Origin of the sequence: Campylobacter sp. RM16188 (assembly GCF_012978795.1) — a bacterium.
Taxonomy (GTDB): domain Bacteria; phylum Campylobacterota; class Campylobacteria; order Campylobacterales; family Campylobacteraceae; genus Campylobacter_A; species Campylobacter_A canis.
Genome location: NZ_LIWQ01000012.1, coordinates 75,373 through 82,730 on the forward strand (window position 1 = coordinate 75,373; position 7,358 = coordinate 82,730).

The window sequence follows — 7,358 nt, forward strand, 5'->3', positions numbered from 1 at the left end:
TTTTACTCACTTATTAGTAGATTTAAAATTTTATTTTCATTATACGGCGTGACGTCTGACTTCTCTATTAAAAATAGATTTCGCGTGCGATTTTTGATGGTTTGAATTCTTGCGCTTGCGATTTTTATACCCAAATTTTCAAAAACCATCATCACGTAAGCCATAAGCCCGCGCTGATCTTTTGCGTTTATGCAAAGTTTAGCGTAATCTTTTGAATGATTAGTATCAAAACTAAGCTCCTCTTTTAGTATTGTCGGCTTTGAAACATTGATTTTGTTATTACTTTCAAGCGAAAGCGTGATTAAATTTCTAACGCTTTCAAGCTCGCTTGTGCGAACATTTTTATTAAATTCAAGCCTTATATAAAATTTATCGTCAAACAGTTCAAAAATTTCCATATGGGCAAGATCTAAATGAGCTAAATTTGAAAGCGCTAAAGCCAAATTAGGATGAGATTTTATGATAATCTTAACGCTAAAATTTTGATGATTTTGCGTAAATACGCTCAGTTCGTTTGAAGACTGCGCCAAATTTGCGATATTTATGATATCTGAAGGCTGATACTTGATAAAGAGCAAATTTGAAGGAATGGAAAATATCTTATCTTTTAAATTTGCGCTAAGTTTTATAAATTCCGGATTTCGCCTTATGCTATGCTCTTTTTTAGCCCTTCTTGTCGCTTCATCAAGCAAATTTTCATCCTCAAAGCTCTCAAGCGAGATGAGATAAAATTCTTTCAAAAGTCTTGCTATATAAGGATTATAAAGCTTCTCGTTGGTTGCGTTTATCACGCAGTAAGTAAGGATATAAAGTAGCTTTAGGGTCTGCTTGTCGTTTAGCTTTGATATGAAGCTAAAAATAGTTCGCTGATTGTAGATGTCTTCACGGTTTGCCGTATCGCTCATAAGAGTATGGTATCTAACCAGCGTTACGCCTATATTTACGGCTTTTGCGCTTAAATTTAGCTTCATTGCGTAGGCTCTAAATATATTTGCTCCCGTTATACTGTGATCGCCCGGCAAGCCCTTGCCCACATCATGTAGAAGAGCAACCAGCTTTAGCATAGTTTTGCCTTCTACGCAAAGCTCGTCGTATAGGGATTTTATAAATTTATCTTTTATGTTTTCAAGGAATTTAAGGCTAGTTACGCAGTGCTCATCGACGCTAAATTTATGATATCCGTCAAATACCGCAAGGTGTCTTGTGTGCTCCATCGGCTTTACGATGGTTAGCAAAATTCCTGCGTCAAGTAGCGCTTTTATTATGCAGTGGCTGTTGTTTTTCTGCAAAAGTTTTTTGAAATTTGCAAGCGTTTTTTCGCTTTCGCCTTTTTTTGCGACTGCGCGTTTTATGTAAAAGATAGCACTTATGTCAAATTTATAGTCCATATCTCCAAGCTCAAGAAGTTCTAAAAGCACCGAATTTAAGCTTGTAGGGCGCTTTTTGAGCGGAGTGTAAACGGTGTTTTCGATTCTATAAAATCCATTTTTAAGTCTTGCCGTTTTTAGCTCGTTAAAGCTTGCTTGGCTAGTGAAATTTGAGCGGTAAAACGAGCTTGTAAGATATCTTGCGTAAATACCAACCGTATGCATACAGCTAAGCAGTTTTTGAGAGATGATGCTAGTTGTTTCTTGCGTTTTTTTGGATTTTGTCTGCATTAAAGCCGTTATCTGGCTTAAATTTTGCGAACTAAAATGATCCGAATTTAATAGTAAATTTTGAGCCGATTTTATGCAAAGTATAAAATCAATCGCCAAATTTAAAGAGCTAAGCTCCTTTTCGTCGATAAATTTAAGCATCTGTGAGCGCAGACTTATCTCATTTTCAAAGCCGTTTAGTGCGCAAGTCAGATAATAAATTTCATCGCTTCCGCCAAAATCCGATTTTAAATTCGGCTCTTGATTAAGGTTTTTTATCTCGTTAAACGCGCCGAAAATTTTCATATAGTGTTTTAAATTCTCTTGCCTGTCATGCTCTCTTGCCACGTGAATTTCAGCCCTTGCGAGCTTATACATATATTTCGAGCCTGCTATGAATCTAATTTTGCTAAGTGCGGCTTTGGCTTTGAAGTCGTTTTTAAAATTTTTTATTATCTCGCCGACTTCTGCCGTTTTGATATTTAAATTTAGTCCGCACTCGCTAAGAGCTTTTAAAACGAGCTTTAAAATTTGCCTTACGTTAAATCCGCTTGAATTTTTATAGACTACTAAAATTTCAAGCACGGAGTTAAGGCTTACTAAATTTTGAGCGTATTTTTCAGTTGCGATTATGCAGATGGGAATTCTGTCAAGATCGGGCAGGAAGTCTTCAAAAATTTCATTTAAAACAGCATTTAAGCAGAGCTTTATAAGCTCATCGCTCTCTTTTGAGATGAAATTTACAAAGCCTTTTCCTTGTAGTTTTTTAAGCTCTTGTTTTAAATTTATCTCGTAATTTTTAAATCTCTCTTTTAGCTCTAAAAAGTCTATTTTTTCCTTCTTTAAAGCCGTTTTTTGCATACGCGCCTTTCTGAAATTTTCATAAATCATACTAAAATTTTGCAAAAACAAAGCTTTTTTTACCTATAATCGCTCTATTATTTCTAAAAAACGGACAGAGTAAAATTGACAAATTTGATTGAAAAACTACAAAGCGGCGATAGACTTTCTCGCAAAGAGTGTTTAAAGCTTTACGAGCTTGATCTCTTTACTTTGGGTAAATTCGCTAATATCAAACGCAAGCAAATGCACGGCAAGAAGATTTTTTTTAACGTTAATCGCCACATAAATCCGACCAATATCTGTGCTGATGTTTGCAAATTTTGCGCTTTTTCTTCGCATAGGAAAAATCCAAATCCTTACACGATGAGTCACGATGAAATTATGGCAGATGTCGCTACCAGCGTAAAAAACGGCGCCAAAGAGATACATATCGTCTCGGCGCACAACCCTCATACAAGCTGGCAGTGGTATCTTGAAATTTTTAGAAAAATTAAGCAAAGCTATCCTGATTTGCACGTCAAAGCGCTAACTGCGGCAGAGATTGATTTCTTATCTCGTCATCACGGCTTAAGCTATGAAGAAGTAGTAGAAAAGATGGTCGAATACGGTGTAGATAGTATGCCCGGAGGCGGAGCCGAGATATTTGACGAAGAAATTCGGGCTAAAATTTGCAAAGGCAAAGTAAGTAGCGAAAACTGGCTTAAAATTCATAAAATTTGGCATGAAAAAGGAAGGCTGAGCAACGCCACAATGCTTTTTGGTCATGTGGAAAACGAAGCTCACAGGATTGATCATATGCTTAGAATTCGCGACTTACAAGATATCACAAAAGGCTTTAACGCCTTTATCCCGCTTGTCTATCAGCGCGATAATAATTTTATAAAAGTTAGCAAATTTATAGGCTCGGTTGAAATTTTAAAAACTATGGCTATATCGCGTCTTGTGCTTGATAATGTGCCTCACATAAAGGCTTATTGGGCTACTTCTACGATAAATTTGGCGATGGTTGCGCAAGAATTTGGCGCAGACGATCTTGACGGCACTATCCAAAAAGAGAGCATTCAAAGCGCAGCAGGCGCAAAAAGCGCAAGAGGAATGGATATGAAAAGCTTTATAGAGCTTATAAAAAGCTCGGGCTTTATTCCGGTGGAGCGCGATAGTCTTTATAATGAGTTAAAAATTTATTGAAAGAGGAGAAAGAATGGATTATTTTAAGCTAAAGGAGCACGGCACTAGCGTCAAGCAAGAGCTAAATGCCGGACTTACGACGTTTTTAACGATGATGTATATCGTACCCGTAAATGCTATCATCATGAGTCAAGCCGGTATGCCTATGGATGCGCTTATAACGGCGACTGCGCTTATAACGTTTTTTGCAACCGCACTTAACGGAATTTGGGCGAACACTCCTGTTGCGATGAGCGTTGGAATGGGATTAAACGCTTATTTTACCTTCGGTCTTGTAATCGGCATGAAGATTCCTTGGCAGACTGCGCTTGGAGTGGTTTTTATCTCGGGTATTATATTTTTAGCGCTCTCTTTTACGAATTTTAGAATTTGGGTTATAAAATCAATCCCTATCGACCTTCGCCGAGCTATAAGTGCGGGTATAGGCGTGTTTATAAGCTTCATTGGACTTCAGCAAATGGGCATAGTCGTAAATAACGACGCCGTGCTCGTAGGGCTTGGAAATTTAAAAGATACAAATGTAATGCTAGGTCTCATAGGACTGCTTTTTGTTATCGCATTTTGGGCTTGGAGAGTAAAAGGTGCTTTTATACTTGCCATACTATCCACCTCCATAATCGCTTGGGTTTTTAAAATCGCCCCTTATCCGAAAGAATTTTTCTCAGAACCTGCATCCATCACGCCTATATTTTTAGAGCTTGATATAGCAAGTGCCTTTTCTCTTGCTCTTTTGCCTGTTATCATTACATTTTTCGTAACCGATCTTTTTGACTCGGTAGGAACGCTTGCCGGGGTAGGAAATAGAGCAGGGATATTTGATGAGCATAGCGATGAAGGCATAAAGAGGCTTGAAAAGACTCTTGAGGCCGATGCCGTAGCTACGGTAGTGGGGTCTTTGGTGGGAACTAGTACTACAACTTCTTTCGTAGAGAGTGCAAGCGGCGTGGAAGAGGGCGGCAGAACAGGTCTTACTGCGGTATTTTGCGGACTTTTGTTTGTGCTTACTATTTTTATGCTTCCTCTTTTTAAAGCCATCCCTTCAAATGCAGTGTATCCCGTGCTTGTAATGGTTGGCGTGCTTATGTTTAGCGAGCTTGCGCATGTGAATTTCAAAGATCCCGCCATAAGCGTTGCCGCGTTTTTGATAGTAGTTATTATGCCGCTTACTTACTCGATTACCAATGGACTTTCTTGCGGATTTTTGGCGTATTTGATAGTTAGGCTTTTAAGAAAAGAGTTTGAGCATATAAATGTCGGCGTAATCGTCCTTGCGCTTATTAGTTTTATAGTATTTTGGGTTCAATAAAAGGAGAGAGTATGATTTATTATCCGTATGAAGAATTTGAAAAAGATGTAAGAGAGCTTGCTAAGGAGATAAGAAGCGAATTTGATCCAGAGGTGATTTTGGCTATAGCTAGAGGAGGGCTTACCTTAGGGCACTCGCTTGCGGTTGCACTTAACAAACGAAACCTCTTTACGCTAAATTCGATTCACTATGAAGAGACTAAAAAGCTTGATACTATCGATATATTTAACGTGCCTGATTTGACTAACTATACTAAAATTTTGCTGGTGGATGATATTATCGACACAGGAGAGAGTATGGTTGAGATTAAGCGTGAGCTTTTAAAAATGTATCCGCATCTTGATATCAAGATAGCGGCTGTATTTTACAAGCAAAAAGCTTTGATATTGCCTGAATTTAAGGTAAAAGAAGCTCACGAATGGGTTGAGTTTTTCTGGGATATTCATATATAAATTTATAAAGCAAACGATGCAAAAGCAATCCGTACTAAGCTCTGAGACGTTTTTGATATTTTTTATATGTTTTATAGACGTGCTTTTTTTGACGTATGGAATTTCAACGCTTAGCATAAGCTACTACGAGGCTGAAATTTTTTATAATACAGATCAAATTTCAGCCCTTCTTGCAAAAATTTCAACCGGAATTTTCGGGCAAAACGACTATGCTTTAAGACTTCCTTTTGTGATCTGCCATCTTATAAGCGTTGCTTTGCTTTATAAGATTTCAAAATCCATTTTAAAACGTAAATTCGATAGAGTGATAAGCGTAGCGATGTTTATATTACTGCCGGGAGTCTTGGCTTCGGCGATCTTGGTAAATGACGCTGGCATCGTTATAATGCTAACCTTGCTTGTTTTGTATTGTTATCAAAATAGGCAAATTTTAGCTTTTTATCTGCTTTTGATTGTTCTTGCTTTTATAAGCGGGTCGTTTTTAGTTTTTTTCTTGTCGCTTTTTATTTTTGGAATTTTTAGAAGAGACGCTAGACTGGCTTGGATTTGCGCGATTTTATTTGGATTTTGTTTTTATTTGCACGGCTTTGAAACAGGAGGTAAGCCAAGGGGGTATTTTTTAGATACAGTTAGCGTATTTGCAGCTGTTTTTTCACCTTTTGTATTTTTTTATTTTGTATATGCTATCTATAGAATTTGGATTAAAGAGCAAAAGAGCTTGCTTTGGTTTGTTGTCGTTACGTCATTTTGTCTTTGTATAGTTTTATCTTCAAGACAGCGCCTTGAACTTGAAAATTTTTTACCGTTTTGCGTGATATCAACTCCTTTGATAGTAAGAGTTTTTTTTAGCTCATATAGGGTTAGATTGCCTGTATTTAGGAGATTTTATAAAATTTTGGCCACATTTACTGCTATTTCTTTGGTTGCCAGCTTTTACTTTGCGCTATTTAATGAAATTTTTTATAAATTCTTAGAAAATCCAAAAAAACACTTTGCCTACAAATATCATATGGCAAAAGAGCTAGCCGAAGAACTTAAAAAAATAGGAGTGGATAAAATTTATACCGATGACGAAAAGCTGGCACTTAGACTTAAATTTTATGGAATTGAAAACGGTAAAGATAAACTTATAAATTTAGATATAAAAGAAAAATATGCTAATATAACCATCGAAAAATTTAATAAGCCGATAGCTAAATTTAACTATATCAAAGAGAGATAAAAATGCTTAAAAAAGCCTTTACTATGATTGAACTTGTGGTTGTTATTGTTGTTATAGGAATTTTAGCTGCGATGGCTATACCAAGACTTGAGCGCGATAATCTTGCCGAAGCTGTCGATCAGATTGTCTCTCATATAAGATACACTCAACACCTTGCCATGCAGGATAATAGATTTAATACAGCAGACGGTAACTGGTTTAGAGGCTATTGGAGGATATTGTTTCATAGCGGAACGGTTACGGGAGAGCCTGCTGGAATGTGGAGATATACTATTTTTAGAGATGCTGGTGCCTATAGCGGTAATCCAAACGCATTAAATCAAATTGCAGTAGACCCATTGGATCCTCAAAAAAGATTAACTTCAGGTTTTGGTAATCAAGGTTATCCTGCCGCATCTATTAAGCAAAATTTAAATTTAACTAGAACATTTGATATAGTAAATATTGTATTTAATGGATGTGGAGCCAATAGAACACAGACCATATCTTTTGATAATTTTGGACGTCCAAATGGTGCCATGCAAGGAGCTGCGAGACAGCACGATAGATTATTTAATACAAATTGTGTTATATCATTAACTACTCGAAGCGGACGTACCGGTATTATAACTATTGAAAGAGAAACAGGCTTTACTAGAGCTACCGTGCCTACTTTGTAGTATTTCAAAAAACTCAAATAAATTTTATAAGAATAAGAAAAAGTTTTCATC

6 protein-coding genes are annotated in these 7,358 nt (G+C 36.8%); 5 read left to right on the forward strand and 1 reads right to left on the reverse strand.

Features of this window, described 5'->3' with window-relative positions:
- Positions 1–2: 2 nt before the first annotated feature.
- Entirely contained in the window at positions 3–2,543 is a 2,541-nt protein-coding gene (locus CDOM16188_RS08425) for an HD domain-containing protein (protein ID WP_253908167.1), read from the reverse strand.
- A 60-nt stretch (positions 2,544–2,603) separates the two neighbouring features.
- Between CDOM16188_RS08425 and mqnE the strand changes: the two genes are divergently transcribed.
- Genes mqnE through CDOM16188_RS08450 form a run of 5 tightly spaced genes read left to right on the forward strand, consistent with a single transcriptional unit; the run spans position 2,604 to position 7,307 of the window.
- The gene (gene mqnE / locus CDOM16188_RS08430; protein ID WP_172201324.1) at positions 2,604–3,668 is read left to right on the forward strand and encodes an aminofutalosine synthase MqnE; all 1,065 of its coding nucleotides are present in this window, start codon (positions 2,604–2,606) and stop codon (positions 3,666–3,668) included.
- Positions 3,669–3,681: 13 nt separating this feature from the next.
- Positions 3,682–4,974 (forward strand): NCS2 family permease, encoded by a 1,293-nt coding sequence (locus CDOM16188_RS08435; protein WP_172201326.1) that lies wholly within the window; start codon positions 3,682–3,684, stop codon positions 4,972–4,974.
- Between the two features lie 11 nt (positions 4,975–4,985).
- Positions 4,986–5,426: a phosphoribosyltransferase gene (locus CDOM16188_RS08440; protein WP_172201328.1), complete on the forward strand. Its 441-nt coding sequence runs from the start codon at positions 4,986–4,988 to the stop codon at positions 5,424–5,426.
- A 16-nt stretch (positions 5,427–5,442) separates the two neighbouring features.
- Positions 5,443–6,648 carry a glycosyltransferase family 39 protein gene (locus tag CDOM16188_RS08445; protein WP_172201330.1) on the forward strand — a complete coding sequence of 402 codons (1,206 nt, stop codon included), beginning with the start codon at positions 5,443–5,445 and terminating at the stop codon, positions 6,646–6,648.
- Positions 6,649–6,650: 2 nt separating this feature from the next.
- Entirely contained in the window at positions 6,651–7,307 is a 657-nt protein-coding gene (locus tag CDOM16188_RS08450; protein WP_172201332.1) for a Tfp pilus assembly protein FimT/FimU, read from the forward strand.
- Positions 7,308–7,358: the final 51 nt, after the last annotated feature.

Coding starts and splice junctions, on each gene's coding strand:
- CDOM16188_RS08435 (WP_172201326.1), top strand. CDS start 3,682: ATGGATTATTTTAAGCTAAAGGAGCACGGCACTAGCGTCAAGCAAGAG.
- CDOM16188_RS08440 (WP_172201328.1), top strand. CDS start 4,986: ATGATTTATTATCCGTATGAAGAATTTGAAAAAGATGTAAGAGAGCTT.
- CDOM16188_RS08445 (WP_172201330.1), top strand. CDS start 5,443: ATGCAAAAGCAATCCGTACTAAGCTCTGAGACGTTTTTGATATTTTTT.
- CDOM16188_RS08450 (WP_172201332.1), top strand. CDS start 6,651: ATGCTTAAAAAAGCCTTTACTATGATTGAACTTGTGGTTGTTATTGTT.